Below are 18,717 nucleotides of genomic sequence, written 5' to 3'. Positions count from 1 at the left end.
TGCACCCGTATTTATGCCCGACGTCCTTGATCTGGCGCAACTGAATTTGACGGAATATCCAAATTCAGTGTGGTTGGCGCACTTTGCCGACATCCTGATCGCAGCCATTGTCGCACACAGCGCCGGCGCCGTCACCGTGCGGCACGTTGTTCACCAGACCTATGGCTTTGGCGACGTCAGGGGAACAACTTGATCCGCATCCGGAGACAGCTCTTCAAAATCAAAGTTGTCCAGCCGCCGCGCCCGTCGTCCCGCTTTGTCCGAGCTGATTTTAATCTCGGCGATGTCCTTGGAAGCCTGGCCAAAGTGGCGGTCCAGATTTTCTACGCGCGTCCCAAGCCGTTCGACATCCGCATAGAGCAGCCCAAGCTCGCGACGGATCGCCCCTGCCTGCTCTTGCATGCGTGCGTCCTTAAGAATGGCGCGCATGGTGTTCAGTGTGGCCATGCATGTGGTCGGAGACACAATCCAGACCCGCGCGGCAAAACCTTCGCGCACCAGCTCAGGAAAATTGGCATGAAGCTCGGCATAAACCGCTTCTGATGGTAAAAACATCAACGCCCCATCGGCTGTTTCACCATCCAAAATGTACTTTGATGAAATCGCCTTGATATGCGCTTTGACCGATGTGCGCAGCATTCTGGCGGCGTCATTCAATTCATTCTGCGTCGTGGCGTTACGCAGGGCTTCATAGGCTTCCAATGGAAACTTGCTGTCGATGACAATTGGGCCGGGTGGATTTGGCAAGTGGATCAAACAGTCGGCGCGCTTCCCATTCGAAAGCGTGTGCTGCAGTTCATAAGAATCCTTTGGCAGGGCCTTGGACACGATATCGTTCAGTTGGATTTCGCCGAAAGCCCCACGCGTTTGCTTGTTGCTCAGGATATCCTGCAAGCTCAGAACATCGCCTGACAGCTTGGTGATATTGTCTTGGGCTTTGTCGATAGAAACAAGGCGTTGCTGCAATTCGCCCAATGAATGCGCCGTGCGCCGCGCCGATCCTTGCAGGTTGTCATTCATCTGCAGGCTAACTTGAGACAGGCGTTGCTCCATCAACTGAAGCATATTTGTTTGCGCCGCGGCTTGGGCTTCGGACACATGCGTCAACCCGCCTGCCAGCTGCTGCTGGCCGTCTGCCAGCGACTGAACGCGCTGTCCCAAAGCCCCCATTTGGTGGGCCAACGGCTCGGCCATACGGGCGGATTTTCCGGCCGCGCGCACCGTCATAATCAGCAACAGGATCACAATGCCTGCAAGCCCCAGCCCAACCAATTCGGGCAAGCCCAATTCATATTCCGCGATTTTGATCATGTCCGTCCGAACAGCCGCTCAATGTCGGCCAGCTTAAGTTCCACATAGGTTGGACGACCATGGTTGCACTGCCCCGAATGCGGGGTGGCTTCCATATCGCGCAGCAACGCATTCATTTCGTCAGCCCGCATGCGACGCCCCGACCGGATCGATCCATGGCACGCGACGCGAGACAGGATTGCTTCGATTTTGGCCTGAACGAGGCTGCTTTCGCCCTGATCGTCCAGCTCATCAAGAATATCCAGTATCATCGGGCGTGCGTCGATCTCGCCCAAAATGGCCGGTGTTTCACGTACCGCGATCGCGGCCCCGCCGAAGGGCTCGATCGTGAGCCCCAGCTTGGACAGACCGTTGGCAACCGACAATATGCGCGCGCACTCGGCCTCAGACAGCTCAACGATTTCTGGGATCAGCAGCGCCTGAGCTGCAACGCCGTTCTCGGACATCTGTGCCTTGAGACGCTCATAGACCAAACGTTCGTGGGCGGCATGCTGATCCACAATCACCATCCCGTCGGCCGTCTGGGCGACAATGTAATTCTCGTGGACCTGCGCCCTCGCCGCGCCAAGAGGAAATTGCTCAAGCGGCGCCTCTGCCTCTGGGTCATCTGCAAGCTCAACGCGGGCACTCATGGCCATCGGTGTTTCGGCAAAACCCGGCGCTGTCATCTGGTCAGGTTCCGGGGCCTGCATCTGATACCCTGCGGCGCGCGCGCCCATCGACGGGCGATCCATCTGATAGACACGACCGGTTGGCTCTGGTCGAAAGGCGCCCAGCGTGGCACCTGCCACCGTGGTTGACGCCCGATGCCCTGCCTCGGCCAACGCATGGCGCAGCGCCGACACAATCAACCCTCGCGCCAAACCGGGATCGCGAAAACGGACTTCGGACTTGGCAGGGTGCACGTTCACGTCCACGAGATGTGGATCACATTCAATGAACAGCGCAGCCGCCGGATGGCGGTCGCGGCTAAGAAAGTCAAAATAAGCCCCGCGCAAGGCGCCCACCAGCAATTTGTCTTTGACAGGGCGTCCGTTCACAAACAGGTACTGCGCAACATTCGACCCACGTGAATACGTCGGCAGCGCGGCATATCCCGTCAGATGCAGCCCTTCACGCGTGGCATCAATCCGCAAAGCATTGTCCGCAAATTCTGAGCCAAGTATCCGGCCCAATCGGCCGTGAAGCGCATCAAACAAGTCTCCGGTTTGGGCATCGGTGCGAAAGGTGACGCGCCCCTCGCCGCCGCCAGACACGTCCCTAAGGGTAAACCCGACAAAGGGTTCCGCCATCGCAAGGCGCTTGACGACATCGGTAATGGCTTGGGCTTCTGCACGGTCTGTGCGCATAAATTTCAACCGGGCTGGCGTGGCATAAAACAGGTCACGCAACTCAACAATTGTGCCACCACTCAGCGCCGCAGGTTTGACGGCCGTCATATGACCGCCTTCCACCGAGATCACCGCAGCGTCGTGATCCAACACACGTGACGTGATTTTCAGACGCCCCACTGCGCCAAGCGAAGGCAAGGCCTCGCCTCTGAACCCAAAGGTGTGAATATCAAGTAGGTCGCTGCCGTCGATCTTGGACGTTGCATGACGCGACAACGCAAGACCAAGATCATCCGGCGCAATCCCGCAGCCATCATCCACAACGCGAATAAGCGTTTTGCCACCATCCGCATAGCTGATATCAATTCGACGCGCACCGGCATCAATCGCGTTTTCCACCAGCTCTTTGACGGCGCTGGCAGGGCGTTCAACCACTTCGCCAGCCGCGATGCGATTGATCGCGGCATCATCCAGCTGGCGGATCACAGGGCGGTTTTCGCCTATCTTGGGGTCTGATCTTTGCATACCGCAAAACCTAGCACGCAACTGAACGATTCTGCCACATGCTTTCGAATTTCCGGATGCCATCGTTTGGGGTAACGAATACATGGCCTTTAGCATCGCAATGCGTCGCGATCGGGTCATTCCACACCAATGAAAACACAGCGAGAATGCTTGTTTTAAACGGGTAAACAAGCTGCGGCAAAAGGCGGCCCTTCCTTTTATTCTACTATCTGAATATATTTGGGGCAGGATTGTAATCATCTTTCAGAATCGGAGTTTCTCCATGTCCCCTAATGTTGGCAATATCGACCGCCTGTTGCGTCTTGTCTTGGGCGTAGCCTTGTTTGTTGCACCCTTCGTGATCTCATCTTCTCTTTGGGAAAACGACGTGATGAAATATGGTGCGATGATTGTTGGTGTTGTTCTGGCCGGTACATCTGCCATGAAGTTTTGCCCGCTGTATCGCTTGGTGGGTATGTCCACCTGCCCGCGCAAATAAGTCTCGGGTCGCGCCAAGACAAAAACAGAAGGACCGCCCCTTATGGATCTCAAAAAGATCTCTGACCAGATTTCCGTATCACCGCAGATCACACCAGACGACGTGGCCACCATTGCCGCGATGGGGTTTCGGTCGGTTATGTGTAACAGGCCTGACGGTGAAGGGGCGGACCAACCCACATTTGAAGAAATTGAGGTCGCTGCCAAGGCTGCAGGCCTTGAAACGCGGTTCTTGCCAATCATTTCCGGCAAGGTTCAGGACAGTGATGCCGACGATTTCGGTCAGGCCCTGATCGAACTTCCCGGACCCGTGTTCGCGTACTGCCGCACGGGCACTCGCTCGGCGACATTATGGTCGCTAAGCCAGGCCGACACGCTTGCGCCTGCGGAAATTCTCGAGGCCACGCAAGCGGCTGGGTATGATATGGCGGGCGTCGTCCGGCGCATCGTGAACGGTGGCAAAACGCCAACCGATACGTCCGATGCCGCATTTGATGTCGTCATCGTCGGCGGCGGAGCTGCTGGTATTGCCGTGGCGTCGAGCCTAATTTCACGCAAACCCGGACTGGACGTGGCTGTCATTGATCCTGCGGACATCCACTATTATCAACCCGGTTGGACAATGGTTGGCGGCGGCGTCTTTGACGCGGAAACCACGGCCAAAACCATGGGGTCCCTGATCCCCAAAGGGGTGCACTGGGTTAAGTCGGCAGTGGCGGCATTTGAACCCAAAGACAACGCCGTCGTTTTGGACGGCTGCCGTGTGGTCAAGTACAACCGCCTGATCGTCTGCCCGGGGCTCAAGCTTGACTGGCATGCCGTTGACGGCTTGGTTGAGACACTGGGCAAAAACGGTGTGACCTCGAATTATCGCTATGATCTTGCGCCGTACACGTGGGAGCTGGTCAAAGGCCTTAAGAAAGGCCGCGCCTTGTTTACCCAACCGCCGATGCCCATCAAATGCGCAGGAGCCCCGCAAAAGGCGCTGTATCTGTCGGCACATAATTGGGAGACCATGGGCGCACTTGAGAACATCGACATCCAATTCATGAATGCCGGCGGCGTATTGTTTGGCGTCAAAGATTATGTGCCTGCCTTGATGGAATACATCGACCGGTATGATGCTGACCTTAACTTTTTCCACAACCTGATCGCCGTGGATGGTTCCGCGAAGCAAGCCACCTTTGAAGTCAGCAAACCCGACACGGAAAAGACCACCGTCACCGTCGATTTCGACATGATGCACGTGTGCCCGCCCCAGACCGCGCCCGACTTTATTCGGGTGTCTCCTTTGGCAGACGCCGCCGGATGGATCGACGTCGACCAATCGACCCTGCGCCACAAAGAATACGGCAATATCTGGTCACTTGGCGATGTCATGAACGCGCCGAATGCCAAAACGGCGGCAGCGGCCCGAATGCAGGCCCCGATTGTGGCAGAGAACCTGATTGACGAAATCGAGGGGAAATCCCCGACGGCCATCTATAACGGCTATGGATCGTGCCCGCTTACGGTGGAGCGCGGCAAGATTGTGCTGGCCGAATTCGGATATGGCGGCACGTTGCTGCCCAGTTTCCCTAAGTGGCTGATTGATGGCACCAAGCCCACCCGTGCGGCGTGGATTCTCAAGGAACAGATTTTGCCGCCGATCTATTGGAAAGCCATGTTGCGTGGCAAGGAATGGCTGGCCAAACCTGAAAAAGTTTCAGCAAAATAGCACCGAGACTGCCCCCCAGCCTGATGAGGTTGGGGGTTTTCAAGTTCCAACAAAGTTCCGTCGTGTCGTACGCATCTTGCTGCACTATTTCGCGTCTTCACCCTTCACTTATTCACCAAATTGAATATATGTGGCGCACACATCATCGCCTGTATTGGACCATTGCCCCATGACGCTGCCCAAACCACGCCGAGCCTCGCTCGAACGTCATTTCCCAATTTTACAATGGTCCAAGACTTATGACAGGGCCGCACTGACGTCTGATGCGGTTGCTGCCGTTATCGTCACAATCATGCTGATCCCGCAATCATTGGCATATGCCCTGCTTGCTGGCCTGCCCGCAGAAATGGGGCTGTATGCGTCGATTTTACCTCTGATCGCCTATGCCATTTTTGGCACCTCACGCGCATTGGCTGTCGGCCCTGTGGCCGTAATTTCATTGATGACCGCCGCAGCTGTCGGAAACATGGCACTTCAGGGCACCGCAGAATACGCCGCAGCCGCGATCACACTGGCCTTTATTTCCGGCCTGATCCTGACCGTTATGGGACTTTTTCGCTTGGGCTTTTTGGCAAATTTTTTGTCCCATCCGGTGATCGCAGGCTTTATCACCGCCTCTGGGGTGATCATTGCGACCTCCCAACTCAAGCATATTCTGGGGATTGATGCGCATGGCCATAGCCTGGCCGAGTTGATCACCTCAATACTTGAGAACATTACCAGCACCAACATCATCACCCTGATCATTGGCCTTAGCACGTTGGCCTTTTTGTTTTGGGTGCGCAAAGGTCTCAAACCCTTACTTTTGGGCACGGGCATGGCCCCACGCTTGGCTGAGATCTTGGCAAAGGCGGGTCCCGTCGGTGCCGTCGCTGTGACCACATTATCTGTGTGGGCCTTTGGCTTGGATACACATGGCGTTCGGATCGTCGGCGACATCCCGATGGGGTTGCCACCTTTGTCCTTGCCAAGTTTTTCTGCCGATATCTGGTCCAACCTGTTTGTGTCGGCGATTTTGATTTCGATCATCGGGTTTGTCGAATCCGTTTCGGTTGCCCAAACATTGGCCGCAAAAAAGCGGCAACGTATTTTGCCCGATCAAGAACTGGTGGGTCTCGGCACATCCAATATCGCGTCGGCACTCTCTGGCGGTTTCCCTGTGACAGGCGGGTTTTCACGCTCGGTCGTGAACTTTGACGCAGGCGCCGAGACCCCAGCCGCGGGGGCCTTCACCGCCATTGGGATCGGTCTTGCGGCATTGCTCTTGACGCCCATGCTGTTTTTCTTGCCCAAAGCCACTCTGGCAGCGACCATCATTGTTGCCGTCCTCAGCTTGGTGGATTTTTCGATCCTGCCGAAAACATGGAACTACTCCAAGGTTGATTTTTCGGCTGTGGCTGCGACGATTTTTTTGACACTTGGATTTGGTGTCGAAATTGGCGTGTCTGCTGGCGTCCTTCTTTCCATTGGCCTGTTTCTTTACAAAACCTCGCGCCCCCATGTGGCAGAGGTCGGGTTGGTGCCAAACACCCAACATTTTCGCAATATCTTGCGTCATGACGTCGAAACAGACCCGTCACTTGTCACATTACGTATCGATGAAAGCCTGTATTTTGCCAACGCGCGCTACCTCGAAGATTATCTGTATGATCGCGTGGTGTGCGACGAGCCAATTCAACATGTCGTGCTGATGTGCTCAGCAGTGAACGAAATCGACATGAGCGCACTTGAGAGCCTTGAAGAGATCAACAAGCGCTTACAGGAAATGGGCATCAAGCTTCATCTATCCGAAGTCAAAGGCCCCGTCATGGATCGCCTTGTGCGAAGCCATTTCATTACGGAACTGACGGGGGATATCTTCCTCGCACAATACGATGCAATGGTGGCTCTGACTGGGGCAAACGCCCAAAAATCGCCCTAGACATCTTGGGCTGGTAGATGGCGGCACAGGTGTGTCGCCACCTACCAAATCCTATTCAACTGGCGCGCCAGAGCGCGTGCGGCACGGGCCGAAGACAGCCGTAATTGCCAGAAGAATGCCGGACACCGTCGCAATCATACCTGCCGCACTCACGGCATTGTCCGCACCGATCCACATTGGCCCAAAACCGGCAATCACATAGCCCGCAATCGCGGACACAAGGGCGAACACCACGCTCCATGCAATTTGCACCTCGAGGCGGTTGGTCATCAGACGCGCTGCAGCAGGCGGACAAATGAACATCGCAATCACGATAATTGATCCAACCGCATCAAAGGCCGCCACTGCGGCAATTGCCGCAACAATCACAAGCGCCAACCCGAGTACACCGGTCCGCATTCCCAACGTTTGGGCAAAACCTTCGTCAAATGTCGACAGCTTTAGCGGCCGCCAAAAGAGCCAAACAAATGCACAGACCACGATCAACGTCAGCGTGATACGGATCAGCTCTTCGGGCAACCCGGCCAAAGCAACAGGATCGACAAGAGACCCCCATCCGTCCGCATCCAGCCAAATCAGGCTTTCCAAGTTCCCATAGAGCGCATGTTCCACATCCAAATGGACCGTTGAGGTATCGGACTGCTCAAGCAACAAAACACCTGCCGCAAACATAGCCGTAAAGGTGACCCCCATGGCCGCCCCCGGTTCGATTTTGCCAAGTCGGCGGATCGCCTCGATCAGGGCGACCGCGACAACGGATGCACCTGCTGCGCCAATCATCATTGGCCAAGCGCTCACCGCACCCGTGACCAAGAACGCAACAACAATACCCGGCAACACCACATGGGAAATGGCATCCCCAATCAGTGCCTGCCGACGCAGCACCAGAAAATTACCCGGTAATGCGCAGGCCACTGCAGCGAACATACCAATCAGCATAGGCGTCAAAGACAGTGGGACAAATTCTTCTCCGGTCATGGTGCGACGGCCTCTTTTGGGCCACCAATACGGCGGTCGATTTCTGAAATTTGGTCAACGGTCAGCACAGTTTCGATTTCTCTCAGACCATCATACAGCGCTGCTGCGCCCTCGTGCTGGCGGTCTGATCGCACAACTTCCCACCGTTTTTCATCTCGCAACGCCTTTGCGGCCCTTGCACGACCTGTCTCCGTCGCAACCCCATCTGCACGTGCCAACCCGGCGCGGCGCAACAAATTGAGTGTCAGGCGTTCATAGATGGGTTGTCCTTGTGCAAGCGCCAACAGACCTTGGCGCATGTGCACCCGCCGTTGAAACCGTACATGCCGGATCAACGCCGCCAGGATCCCTCTGTTGGGGGCCAGCACCAAAGACACCGCAAAGATCGTAAAACTTACCAAAACAATGATCGGTCCGGTGGGGAACGATGGAGCGGATGCAGAGATCGCCGCGCCGATATAGCCCGAAATCCCCCCCACAAGACCCGCAATTGCTGCCACATAATCCGTACGATCCGTCCAGAACCGCGCCGTCACAGGCGGGATGATCAGCATCGCCACAATAAGGATAAGACCGACAATTTTAAGCCCAACGACCGTGACCGCCATGGCAAGGCCCATAATTATCAAATCAATTTGGCCTACCTTAAGTCCGCTTGCAGCCGCAAATTCGGGATCGAACGCCACCAACGCCATAGGGCGGCGAAACGTCAGCACCGCCAATAACGTCGCTGCGCCACCAACCGCGATCACAACCGCGTCGCTCCACAACATTCCGGCAGTCGAGCCAAGTAGAAACCCTTCTAGGCCTGCTTGGCGTCCCGAAGACATCGACTGGATCACCGTCAACAGAACAATGCCAAACCCAAAGAACACCGAAAGCACCGCGCCAATCGCAGCGTCCTCCGCCAATCGGGTACGACGCGTCAGCCAGTTCACAATCAACAACCCCAGAGTTGCCGAAACCGCAGACCCAAACAACAACCCTGGCAGGTTGCGGCCATCTCCGCCCAACATCACCATCACAATAAAGGCCAACCCAACGCCCGGCAGCGTTGCATGGGAAATCGCGTCGCTCACAAGAGCGCGTTTGCGCAAGAACAAAAATGTCCCCGTTACGCCAGATGCGATGCCAAGAAAGGTCGCGCCGATTGTGACCAACGTCGCGTTATACCCCAATTGCAGGGCCAGAGCATCAAACAACATGGGTTAGCTCGCGATCAAATCCAGCTGGTCGATCTGGCCAGTGGCCAGACGTCCACCATAGGTCATATCCAGATTTTCACGGGTATAGGCCTCGGCGACAGATCCCTCTGCGATCTTGCGCGTATTGATCATGAACACACGGTCAAAATACTCGGTCACAGTGGCAAGGTCGTGATGCACTGCGACAACGGTTTTACCTTCGGCCTTAAGCCCCTTAAGCACATCTATGATGGCTTTTTCAGTCGCGGCATCAACGCCCGCAAATGGTTCATCCAACAAGTACAGTTCGGCCCCTTGCGCCAAGGCACGCGCCAAGAACACACGCTGTTGCTGCCCACCAGAAAGCTGACCAATTTGGCGATCCGCAAAATCGCTCATCCCGACCCGTTCGAGGCATGCACGCGCCTTTTCGATATGGCGCGCCTTAATCCGACGCAGCAGACCCAATTCGCGATACAGCCCCATCAGCACGACATCGATGACGCGTGTGGGAAAATCCCAATCAACCGACGCCCGCTGTGGGACATAGGCGATTTTCTGACGCTGGCCACGCAACGGCGCACCGTACACCATTGATTGCCCGGCAAGCGGTTTGACGATACCCAATGCCGCCTTAAGAAGCGTCGATTTACCGGCACCATTGGGGCCGATAATCGCTGTCATTGACCCTTGGACGATGGTCATATCCACTGAAAACACAACAGGCTTTTGACCATATGACACTGTCATACCGCGCACAGCGAGCGGGCTTTGGTCAACTGTATCAGTAACCGGAGCCGAGCCTTGATTTGCAGCCAATTCCAACGTCATATCATACTTCCCTAGGTTCCTGCGGACAGCCGACCGGCCATCCCGCGCTCTGCGGCGGTGCCGCCCAACGCATTTGTAATCACCGTCACATTGTGATCAATCATTCCCACATAAGTGCCTTCATAGGTGCCGCTGGCGCCCATGGCATCCGAGAACAGTTCCCCACCAATTTGCACGATGTGGTTCTGTGCGGCGGCCCCTTCTGTCAGGGCGCGAATACTGCGATCCGACACCGAGCTTTCGACAAAAACTGCCTTGATATCGCGCTCGACCAGCAGATTTACCAGCTCGCCAATTCGGTTCAGGCCCGCCTCGCTTTGGGTGGAAATCCCCTGAATGCCAAGCACCTCAAATCCATAATCACGCCCGAAATAGCCAAATGCATCATGCGCCGTCACCAACACACGGGTATGTTCAGGCACGGTTGCCAGAGATGTTTGCGCATACTGCTGCAACTGCACCAATTCTTGGTCGAAGATCACGAAATTGGCTTCGAAATCTGCAGCCAATTCAGGGCGCGCTTGGATCATCACGTCCCGAATACGCGCTGCGACATGACGCCAAAGGTCCGGCACCATCCAAACATGCGGATCAAATTTGTCGTCATAGCTTGGATGAATGCGCAACAGATCTCTGGGCAGGCCATCCGCCACAGCAACCACGTTCCGCTTGGTTTCAAGTTTGTGGAAAAACTCTTCCATCTGCGCTTCGAGATACAGGCCATGCCACAGAACAATATCTGCGCGTGTCATCGCAACAATGTCAGATCGGGTTTGGCGATACGAATGCGGATCAACACCCGCGCCCATGAGGCCACGCACCTGCACATGATCCCCGCCGATCCGGCGCGCTGTGTCCGCAATCATACCAGTTGTCGCGACAATAGTAAGCTGACCCTGCGCAAGAGCAGGTGTCGCTAGGGTGGCAGCACCAGCCACAGAGGACATCAAAAAGTTTCGACGTGAGATTCGCATAATGCACCCATATCCCTTGTTGAAAATGAATATGAGAGCCATTCGCAACAATGTCAATGCAATTGAGAATAATTCTCAATTAAGATTTGATTATTTGGTCAAATACACGCGAGGTCGTTATGCCAGCTTCTTGCCAACCCTATTGCGCCATGCCACGGTGATATCTGATTTCAACGAGGACCACACATGCAAAGCGCGACAGTCACACCAACTGATCACCAGTTGCCGCAAACCCTCGAGCCACGCAATCCGGGCATGGCACTTGATCTGGATTGGGTCCGACGCGCCCAGGCAAATACATCCGCCATCGAGCGGCGCGCCAAGACCCTGCCCGGGCGGCGTTCTGTCAAAAAAGACTATCAAGCTGCGTGGATGCTCAAGGCGATCACCTGTATCGATCTGACCACTCTTTCCGGAGATGACACCGAAGGCCGCGTGCGGCGCTTGTGCGCAAAAGCCCGTCAGCCGGTAAGCGCCGATATCTTGGCCAAGCTGGGCATGCCCAACCTTACCACAGGCGCGGTCTGTGTGTATCATGACATGGTGCCAACCGCCGTGCACGCCCTTGCGGGCACCGGCATCCCCGTTGCGGCGGTGTCGACAGGGTTTCCTGCTGGGCTGTCTCCGTTTCACTTGCGTGTTGCCGAAATTGGCGAGAGCGTGACGGCAGGTGCTGAAGAAATTGATATCGTGATCACCCGCCGTCATGTGCTTCAGGGCAACTGGCAAGCGCTGTATGACGAAATGAAAGCCTTCCGCGAGGCGTGCGGCAATGCCCACGTCAAGGCCATCCTCGCAACCGGCGAGCTGGGCACTCTGCGCAATGTCGCGCGGGCCTCTTTGGTGTGCATGATGGCAGGGGCCGATTTCATCAAAACCTCTACAGGCAAAGAAAGTGTCAATGCCACACTCCCCGTGAGTCTTGTGATGATACGTGCCATTCGCGATTATTACGACCGCACAGGATTTCGCGTTGGGTACAAACCCGCAGGCGGCATCTCTAAGGCCAAAGATGCGGTGACGTATCTCGCCCTGATGAAAGACGAACTTGGCGATCGTTGGCTGCAGCCTGATCTATTCCGGTTTGGAGCCTCTTCCTTGCTTGGGGACCTCGAGCGACAACTTGATCACCATGTGGGCGGCGCGTACTCCGCCAGCTACCGACACGCATTGGCCTAACAGGACACATCTTATGACTGTCAAAGACATCTTCGAAACGATGGAATACGGGCCTGCCCCAGAAAACGCGGCGGATGCTTTTGCGTGGCTTGTCGATCAAGGGGATCGGTTCGGGCACTTTATTAACGGGGCCTTTACCCCTCCCAAAGACAGCTTTACCAGCAAGAACCCCGCCAACGGCGAAACCTTGGCGACGCTTTCGCAAGGCACACAGGACGACGTTGATTTCGCCGTTTCTGCCGCACGCAAAGCCCAGCCCAAGTGGGAAAAACTGGGCGGACATGGGCGTGCGAAATACCTCTATGCAATTGCTCGCCTGCTGCAAAAGCACGCGCGTCTGCTCGCGGTTCTCGAAACACTGGACAACGGCAAACCGATCCGTGAAAGCCGTGATATTGATATCCCACAAGCCCAGCGGCATTTTTACTTTCACGCAGGGATGGCGCAACTTATGTCATCCGAGCTGCCTGATCGCGCGGCTTTGGGTGTGTGTGGACAGATTGTGCCGTGGAATTTTCCGCTGCTCATGCTTGCTTGGAAGATCGCACCCGCACTTGCGATGGGCAACACGGTTGTTCTCAAACCAGCGGAATACACATCGCTCACGGCTTTGGCATTTGCTGACATTTGCCGACAGGCCGGATTGCCCGCAGGCGTCGTCAATATCGTCACCGGTGACGGTGCCACGGGCGAATTGATCGTCAATCATACTGATATAGACAAGATCGCATTCACCGGCTCCACCGATGTGGGCCGCAAAATCCGGCGTGCAACCGCAGGAAGCGGCAGAGCACTTACCCTCGAGCTTGGCGGGAAATCGCCATATATCGTGTTTGAGGATGCCGACATCGACAGCGCAATCGAAGGGCTTGTGGATGCCATCTGGTTCAATCAGGGCCAAGTCTGCTGTGCCGGATCGCGCCTATTGGTACAGGAAGGCATCGCCGAACGTTTTTATACCAAGCTGCGCGCGCGCATGGATGGGCTTCGATTGGGGAACCCATTGGATAAATGCATTGATGTGGGCGCAATTGTGGACCCAGTCCAGCTACAAACCATTACCGAGATGGTGGCCTCAAACTCCGACGGTCATACCTATGCCGCCGCAGTCGATATGCCCGTCGAGGGATGTTTTTATCCGCCCACACTGATCACCGGATTGGCCCCCTCATCGCGGTTGATGCAAGAAGAAATATTCGGCCCCGTCTTGGTGGCAACCACCTTTCGCACACCTGCCGAAGCGGTCCAATTGGCCAACAACACCCGATACGGGCTGGCGGCAAGCGTCTGGACCGAGAATGTAAATCTGGCGCTGGATATCGCGCCTCAGCTGGTGGCGGGTGTTGTGTGGGTCAATGCCACCAACCTGTTTGACGCCGCAGCGGGTTTTGGCGGCATGCGCGAAAGCGGCTTTGGGCGCGAAGGTGGCTGGGAAGGGCTGGCGGCCTATACCAAGCCTGTGAGCCCCAATAAGCCACTGGCGCGCATTGACGGCTTCAAGGGCGACAAAGGCCCGCAAGACCCGTTGGATCGCACACCAAAACTCTATATCGCTGGAAAACAAGCCCGCCCCGATGGCGGATATTCCAAGCAGGTCTATAGCAAGTCAGGCGCTTTGTTGGGTCAGGCGCCGATTGCCAACCGCAAAGACGTGCGCAACGCCGTTGAGGCAGCACATGCTGCAAAAAGCTGGTCAAAAACCACGGGCCATCTGCGGGCGCAAATCCTGTATTACATTGCAGAAAACCTGTCCGCGCGCGGCGACGAGTTCGCCAACCGTATCAATGCGCTGACCGGGGCACGCAATGGACGCAAAGAAGTGGACAGCTCGATCGAGCGCCTGTTCAGCGCGGCCGCATGGGCCGACAAATATGATGGTCAGGTGCACAATGTGCCGATCCGCGGCGTCGCAATGGCAATGCGCGAGCCCGTTGGCGTGATTGGTGCACTTTGCCCTGACGAGTCGCCCTTGTTAGGCTTGATCAGCGTCATGGCGCCTGCGATTGCGATGGGCAATCGGGTGATATTGGCCGCTTCGGAGCCGTTCCCACTGGCCGCAACGGACTTTTATCAGGTGCTCGAAACCTCTGATGTCCCCGCAGGCGTCGTGAATATCTTGACCGGGTCCCATGGCGAACTTGCCCCCACATTGGCAAGTCATCTTGATATCGATGCTGTCTGGAGCTTTTCCTCGACGGATTTGAGCTCAGAGATCGAGAATGCCAGCGCCGGAAATCTAAAGCGAACTTGGGTGAACCGTGGCAAAGCGCGCGACTGGGCGGTTGATCACAGCCGCAGCTTCTTAGAAGCCGCAACCGAAGTCAAAAATATCTGGGTTCCATACGGGGAATAAGTGTCGCCGATTTGGAACCACCACAAAAACTAGGGCCCGCCGCAGTTCTTGCGGCAGGCCCTCATCTTAATAGCGCCCAATAGAGTGTCCGAGGACGACCCTATCAAAGCCCCTCGGGTTTCCCCACGATCACAAAGCGAAGCTCCTCAGGTTTCAGAAGCTCTCGTGCGACACGATTGACATCGTCCAGTGTCACCGCATTCACTTTGTCGTTGCGGGTGGCAATATAGTCGATGGGCAGATCATCCATCTGCATGCCCACCATAATCCGCGCGATCGCGCCGTTGCCGTCAAACCGCAGAGGGTAAGCCCCCGTCAAAAGCGCCTTGGCCTTCTCAAGCTCGTCTTGGGTCACGCCGCTCTCGGCCATATGTGCCCACTCTGCTTTGATCACAGATACCGTCTCTGAAATGCGGTCATTGGCCGATGCAACACTACCTATATAGAGCGCAGCAAGATCCTTGGGCGCGAGATATGAATACACCCCATAAGTCAGGCCCCGCTTTTCACGGACCTCGGTCATCAGACGGCTTTCGAACCCGCCCCCGCCAAGAATTGTATTCAACACATACGCCGCAAAAAAGTCGTCGTCGTGGCGCTCAATCCCAGCATGCCCAAACAAGGCAACCGACTGGGGCGTTTCATAGTCAACCACGGTAGTGCCACCTGTAAGGGCCAATGTTGCAGGCATCGGCATATCTGCACCGGTTGCAGGAAGCCCCCCCAACAACGTATCAAGCAACGCTCCCAGCTCTTCGGCCGAAATATCGCCAACTACCCCAATATAAAGACGATCACGGGCCATCGCTGCGGCATGAGCCGCGACAATATCATCCCGCGTCAATGCGGACACTGTATCAACAGTGCCTTCCGCAGCAGAGCCATAGGGATGATCGCCAAACGCCAACTGATCAAACGCACGTGCGGCGATCTCGTTCGGATCTTTTTCATTCGACCGGATGATCGACAGGACCTGCCCTCTGACCCGCTCCAGCGACGCATCATCGAAATTGGGTTCCACCAAAGACGTCCGCAACAAGGCGACAGCCTGATCGCGGTTCTCAGTTAGGAAGCGTGCAGAAATAGACACCGTATCGTCGCCCGAGTCATAGGAGAATCCTGCCGCCAACTCTTCGGTAGCACGGGCAAATCCTTGTGCATCCAGTTCGCCGGCGCCTTCTTCCAGCAATCCGACCATCAAGCTTGTTGCGCCGCGTTTGTCGGGTAAATCCAATGACGCCCCGCCGCGAAACCGCAACTCTAGCGCCACAAATGGAATGGACGGCTCCTGAACCAGCCATGCCGTGATCCCACCCGGAGAAGTGATTTCCTGAATTTTCACATCGGCCCATGCGGGCAACGCGGTACAGGCAAATAATACTGCTACGATCCAACGCTTCATTGGCTTCCCCCCGTCGCATGTCCACTTGTTAACCAGCCAGTGACCGATTGTTTTCGATCAAACACAGCCCGTGCCGCATCCAGAATATCCTGTTCTGTCACGGCCTGAAGCACATCCGGCCACGCCTGAACATCCTCAACCGTCAGCCCCGTGGTCAGCGCCCGTCCATACCGGTTTGCAATCGATTCAACGCTATCGCGCGCATAAACCTGAGACGCCCGAAGCTGCATCTTGATGCGGTCAAGCTGGGCCTGATCCACGCCTTCTTCCAAAAATGCCGCAATCACCGCGTCCATCGCGTCTTCTGCGTCTTGGAGGCTGACACCATCTGCAGGCACAACCGTCAAATCAAACGTCGTCATGTCCAGCGACGTGCCCCCGTAAAAGGCCCCCGCATAGATGACCTTTTGTTGTTCGAACTGGAGCTTTTGGTTCAAGACAGATGTGCTGCCACCGCCCAGTATTTCCGCCAACATCGTCAGCGCCGCAGCCTGAGATTGTGCGCCGGGGTTTCGTTCGGGGGCCAAATAAGATCGGGTCACATAAGGCTGGGCCACGCGCGGGTCTTCGAAAACCATCCGCCGCGCGGATGTTTGGCGCGGCTCCGATGTGCGATCACGCGGCATCAGATCAGGGTTGGCCGGAAGAACCCCATAATAGGTCTTGGCCAACGCGAGCACGTCTTGTGGATCGACATCCCCAGCCACAACCAAGATCGCGTTATTTGGCGCATAGTATGTACCGTAATACGCCAAAGCATCCTCAAGCGAGAGCGTTTCCATCTCGTGTCGCCAGCCAATAATCGGAACACCATACCGATGGTTATAGTACTGGGCCGCGTTCATCTGTTCTCGAAACAAGGCACCTGGGCTATTTTCGGTGCGCATGTTGCGCTCTTCGATGATGACATCACGTTCGGTCAGAATTTCTTCTTGACCAAGGCGCAAATTGACCATCCGGTCGCTTTCCATCGTCATCATCAATTCAAGGCGATCTGCCGCGACACGCTGAAAATAGGCAGTATAGTCGTAACTGGTAAAGGCATTGTCCCGCCCGCCCTGAGCAGCCACAGTCGCAGAAAATTCGCCCGGCTCAAGCTTGTCCGTACCTTTGAAAAGCAGATGCTCCAAGAAATGAGCCACTCCGGAAACTCCTGCTGTTTCATCTGCGGACCCAGATCGATACCAAACCATGTGCATCACAACAGGTGCCCGGTGATCTTCAATCACGACGACCTGCATACCGTTGTCCAAAGTGAAATCGCTCACGTTTTCTGCAGCACGTGCAGGGGCCGCAGCCAAAAGTCCGATCGTTAGTAGTGCGAGAATGCGGCGCATGCGGCCTCTCCTAGTCAAAAAGTCTAATCAATAGATGTAGATGATAGTTACGCCCAAGACTGGGCGCTTCAAGAGGCTAAACGCAAATGTGAGCGAAGAAAGGCCGCGCTGAATATCTTAGAACAACGGTGCGGCGGGCGTCTTGGCCCCACCGGCCCGCCAACGCGCCTGTTCTCGTGGCGCATTCAGGTGCTGACCTTCGTAGATTTCGTTGTACCGATCTTCTTTGACAATCTTGAAGTTCGAAAAGCGGCCCTTGGTCCGGCGGAACTCGGCATCTTCTGCCGCAACCGTTTGACGGATATTCGCCGACCGTCCGGTCCGCCCGGAGTAATTCACCAATGCGGCGTCGCTCTTTGAAATTGTCGTGGAGTGCACGGCCTTGCGAGACCCGCCAAGAGCCGCAACCGCGTCCCCTTTGGGGTCGAGGGCAGTGATGTTCGAACCACCCGGTGTCGGAGTCGGAAGCGCTGTATAGTTTTGCGGTGTCTCAAGGGGCTTGCTGGGCAAGATGCGGAACTCGTCAGGGCCATCTCCGTTCGAGCTCAGGTGACGAATGCCTTCTTTGCCGCTGCATGCAGCCAGCAAAAGGCTCACTCCCAAAATGATAGCACGCGACACGCGCATAGCACTACTCCTGCTTCTATTGTTCGTGCTTTTATCCGATTGTGAAGCCGCCGTCACGTGGCCTTTTTGCTGCCACCCCAGATCACCAGACCAAAGGCCCCGGCAAAGATCCAAATATCGGCAACGTTAAAGGAATACGGGTTGTTGATCCCGCAACACGACATGTTCAAAAAATCGGCAACAGCCCCATACAAGAGCCGATCCACCACATTTCCCAGCGCGCCTCCGATCAAAAGCCCCGCAGAGATCATCCCCATTTTTCCGGGCGGGTCACGATATACCCACATCAGGATCGCGCCCGAAATTGCAAACCCCAGCAAAATAAGAAACCAGCGTGCGGTGTCGGCGCTGTTGGAAAAGAGGCCGAAATTGATACCTTCGTTCCACGCCATGTGAAAGCGCAGCAATGGCGGCAGAACATCAAGCTGACCGATGTCCCGAAGATTCAGAACATGCACGACAAGATATTTGCTGGCTTGGTCAGAAAGAAAAGCCCAAAAACCTGCCCAGAAGACAAGACGCATGTAAACGCCCCCTTTATTGCCTCGTTTTACCTTTTGTATCAAAGGC

General features: G+C 55.8%; 16 protein-coding genes. 6 read left to right on the top strand and 10 right to left on the bottom strand.

The window, feature by feature from the left end; all coding sequences use genetic code 11:
• The first annotated feature begins 13 nt into the window (after positions 1-13).
• Positions 14-193, top strand: coding sequence for a hypothetical protein (locus tag FAP39_RS03295; RefSeq protein ID WP_138014951.1), 180 nt, complete (start codon positions 14-16; stop codon positions 191-193).
• Here the strand turns inward: FAP39_RS03295 and FAP39_RS03290 are convergent.
• Together FAP39_RS03290 and mutL are read right to left on the bottom strand one after the other, a co-directional pair.
• On the bottom strand, positions 160-1,311 hold the full coding sequence (locus FAP39_RS03290) for a DNA recombination protein RmuC (RefSeq protein ID WP_138014950.1): 1,152 nt from the start codon (positions 1,309-1,311) through the stop codon (positions 160-162). The genes FAP39_RS03295 and FAP39_RS03290 overlap by 34 nt on opposite strands.
• Complete coding sequence (mutL, locus tag FAP39_RS03285; protein ID WP_138014949.1) at positions 1,308-3,167, bottom strand: DNA mismatch repair endonuclease MutL; 1,860 nt, start codon at positions 3,165-3,167, stop codon at positions 1,308-1,310. The genes FAP39_RS03290 and mutL overlap by 4 nt, the downstream gene beginning before the upstream one ends.
• A gap of 262 nt (positions 3,168-3,429) precedes the next feature.
• Here mutL and FAP39_RS03280 point away from each other — a divergent pair, with 262 nt between their 5' ends.
• The 3 genes from FAP39_RS03280 (at position 3,430) to FAP39_RS03270 (ending at position 7,282) form a co-directional block, all read left to right on the top strand.
• Positions 3,430-3,645: a YgaP family membrane protein gene (locus FAP39_RS03280; protein WP_138014948.1), complete on the top strand. Its 216-nt coding sequence runs from the start codon at positions 3,430-3,432 to the stop codon at positions 3,643-3,645.
• Positions 3,646-3,687: 42 nt separating this feature from the next.
• Positions 3,688-5,361, top strand: coding sequence for a bifunctional protein tyrosine phosphatase family protein/NAD(P)/FAD-dependent oxidoreductase (locus FAP39_RS03275; RefSeq protein ID WP_138014947.1), 1,674 nt, complete (start codon positions 3,688-3,690; stop codon positions 5,359-5,361).
• Between the two features lie 169 nt (positions 5,362-5,530).
• Complete coding sequence (locus FAP39_RS03270) at positions 5,531-7,282, top strand: SulP family inorganic anion transporter (protein ID WP_138014946.1); 1,752 nt, start codon at positions 5,531-5,533, stop codon at positions 7,280-7,282.
• Between the two features lie 51 nt (positions 7,283-7,333).
• Here the strand turns inward: FAP39_RS03270 and FAP39_RS03265 are convergent, their stop codons facing one another.
• The 4 genes from FAP39_RS03265 to FAP39_RS03250 are packed head-to-tail and all read right to left on the bottom strand — an operon-like array spanning position 7,334 to position 11,249.
• On the bottom strand, positions 7,334-8,260 hold the full coding sequence (locus FAP39_RS03265; RefSeq protein WP_138014945.1) for a metal ABC transporter permease: 927 nt from the start codon (positions 8,258-8,260) through the stop codon (positions 7,334-7,336).
• On the bottom strand, positions 8,257-9,465 hold the full coding sequence (locus tag FAP39_RS03260) for a metal ABC transporter permease (protein WP_138014944.1): 1,209 nt from the start codon (positions 9,463-9,465) through the stop codon (positions 8,257-8,259). The genes FAP39_RS03265 and FAP39_RS03260 overlap by 4 nt, the downstream gene beginning before the upstream one ends.
• Positions 9,466-9,468: 3 nt before the next feature.
• Positions 9,469-10,275: a metal ABC transporter ATP-binding protein gene (locus FAP39_RS03255; protein ID WP_138014943.1), complete on the bottom strand. Its 807-nt coding sequence runs from the start codon at positions 10,273-10,275 to the stop codon at positions 9,469-9,471.
• An 11-nt stretch (positions 10,276-10,286) separates the two neighbouring features.
• A complete protein-coding gene (locus FAP39_RS03250) occupies positions 10,287-11,249 on the bottom strand; it encodes a metal ABC transporter solute-binding protein, Zn/Mn family (protein WP_138014942.1) in 963 nt (320 codons plus the stop codon).
• A 186-nt stretch (positions 11,250-11,435) separates the two neighbouring features.
• Here FAP39_RS03250 and deoC point away from each other — a divergent pair, with 186 nt between their 5' ends.
• Together deoC and FAP39_RS03240 are read left to right on the top strand one after the other, a co-directional pair.
• Positions 11,436-12,428 (top strand): deoxyribose-phosphate aldolase, encoded by a 993-nt coding sequence (gene deoC, locus FAP39_RS03245; protein WP_138014941.1) that lies wholly within the window; start codon positions 11,436-11,438, stop codon positions 12,426-12,428.
• Positions 12,429-12,441: 13 nt separating this feature from the next.
• Positions 12,442-14,781: an aldehyde dehydrogenase family protein gene (locus tag FAP39_RS03240; protein ID WP_138014940.1), complete on the top strand. Its 2,340-nt coding sequence runs from the start codon at positions 12,442-12,444 to the stop codon at positions 14,779-14,781.
• A 103-nt stretch (positions 14,782-14,884) separates the two neighbouring features.
• On the opposite strand, the gene FAP39_RS03235 is transcribed toward FAP39_RS03240, so the two are convergent.
• The 4 genes from FAP39_RS03235 to lspA form a co-directional block, all read right to left on the bottom strand.
• A complete protein-coding gene (locus FAP39_RS03235; protein WP_138014939.1) occupies positions 14,885-16,183 on the bottom strand; it encodes a M16 family metallopeptidase in 1,299 nt (432 codons plus the stop codon).
• Positions 16,180-17,520, bottom strand: coding sequence for a M16 family metallopeptidase (locus FAP39_RS03230; RefSeq protein ID WP_138014938.1), 1,341 nt, complete (start codon positions 17,518-17,520; stop codon positions 16,180-16,182). The genes FAP39_RS03235 and FAP39_RS03230 overlap by 4 nt, the downstream gene beginning before the upstream one ends.
• Before the next feature lie 117 nt (positions 17,521-17,637).
• Complete coding sequence (locus FAP39_RS03225; protein ID WP_138014937.1) at positions 17,638-18,147, bottom strand: DUF3035 domain-containing protein; 510 nt, start codon at positions 18,145-18,147, stop codon at positions 17,638-17,640.
• 53 nt (positions 18,148-18,200) lie between these two features.
• On the bottom strand, positions 18,201-18,671 hold the full coding sequence (gene lspA / locus FAP39_RS03220) for a signal peptidase II (protein ID WP_138014936.1): 471 nt from the start codon (positions 18,669-18,671) through the stop codon (positions 18,201-18,203).
• Positions 18,672-18,717 lie beyond the last annotated feature (46 nt).

This window comes from Shimia litoralis (genome assembly GCF_005518135.1).
GTDB classification, from domain to species: domain Bacteria; phylum Pseudomonadota; class Alphaproteobacteria; order Rhodobacterales; family Rhodobacteraceae; genus Shimia_E; species Shimia_E litoralis.
The sequence above is the reverse complement of the archived record's forward strand: the minus strand, read 5'-3'. Positions and strand labels throughout refer to the sequence as shown.

Excerpts from the sequence above, each read along its gene's own strand:
- FAP39_RS03225 (WP_138014937.1), bottom strand. The coding sequence starts at position 18,147 with ATGCGCGTGTCGCGTGCTATCATTTTGGGAGTGAGCCTTTTGCTGGCT.
- FAP39_RS03230 (WP_138014938.1), bottom strand. The coding sequence starts at position 17,520 with ATGCGCCGCATTCTCGCACTACTAACGATCGGACTTTTGGCTGCGGCC.
- lspA (WP_138014936.1), bottom strand. The coding sequence starts at position 18,671 with ATGCGTCTTGTCTTCTGGGCAGGTTTTTGGGCTTTTCTTTCTGACCAA.
- FAP39_RS03260 (WP_138014944.1), bottom strand. The coding sequence starts at position 9,465 with ATGTTGTTTGATGCTCTGGCCCTGCAATTGGGGTATAACGCGACGTTG.
- FAP39_RS03290 (WP_138014950.1), bottom strand. The coding sequence starts at position 1,311 with ATGATCAAAATCGCGGAATATGAATTGGGCTTGCCCGAATTGGTTGGG.
- FAP39_RS03250 (WP_138014942.1), bottom strand. The coding sequence starts at position 11,249 with ATGCGAATCTCACGTCGAAACTTTTTGATGTCCTCTGTGGCTGGTGCT.
- FAP39_RS03265 (WP_138014945.1), bottom strand. The coding sequence starts at position 8,260 with ATGACCGGAGAAGAATTTGTCCCACTGTCTTTGACGCCTATGCTGATT.
- FAP39_RS03240 (WP_138014940.1), top strand. The coding sequence starts at position 12,442 with ATGACTGTCAAAGACATCTTCGAAACGATGGAATACGGGCCTGCCCCA.
- mutL (WP_138014949.1), bottom strand. The coding sequence starts at position 3,167 with ATGCAAAGATCAGACCCCAAGATAGGCGAAAACCGCCCTGTGATCCGC.
- FAP39_RS03280 (WP_138014948.1), top strand. The coding sequence starts at position 3,430 with ATGTCCCCTAATGTTGGCAATATCGACCGCCTGTTGCGTCTTGTCTTG.
- deoC (WP_138014941.1), top strand. The coding sequence starts at position 11,436 with ATGCAAAGCGCGACAGTCACACCAACTGATCACCAGTTGCCGCAAACC.
- FAP39_RS03235 (WP_138014939.1), bottom strand. The coding sequence starts at position 16,183 with ATGAAGCGTTGGATCGTAGCAGTATTATTTGCCTGTACCGCGTTGCCC.
- FAP39_RS03275 (WP_138014947.1), top strand. The coding sequence starts at position 3,688 with ATGGATCTCAAAAAGATCTCTGACCAGATTTCCGTATCACCGCAGATC.
- FAP39_RS03255 (WP_138014943.1), bottom strand. The coding sequence starts at position 10,275 with ATGACGTTGGAATTGGCTGCAAATCAAGGCTCGGCTCCGGTTACTGAT.
- FAP39_RS03270 (WP_138014946.1), top strand. The coding sequence starts at position 5,531 with ATGACGCTGCCCAAACCACGCCGAGCCTCGCTCGAACGTCATTTCCCA.
- FAP39_RS03295 (WP_138014951.1), top strand. The coding sequence starts at position 14 with ATGCCCGACGTCCTTGATCTGGCGCAACTGAATTTGACGGAATATCCA.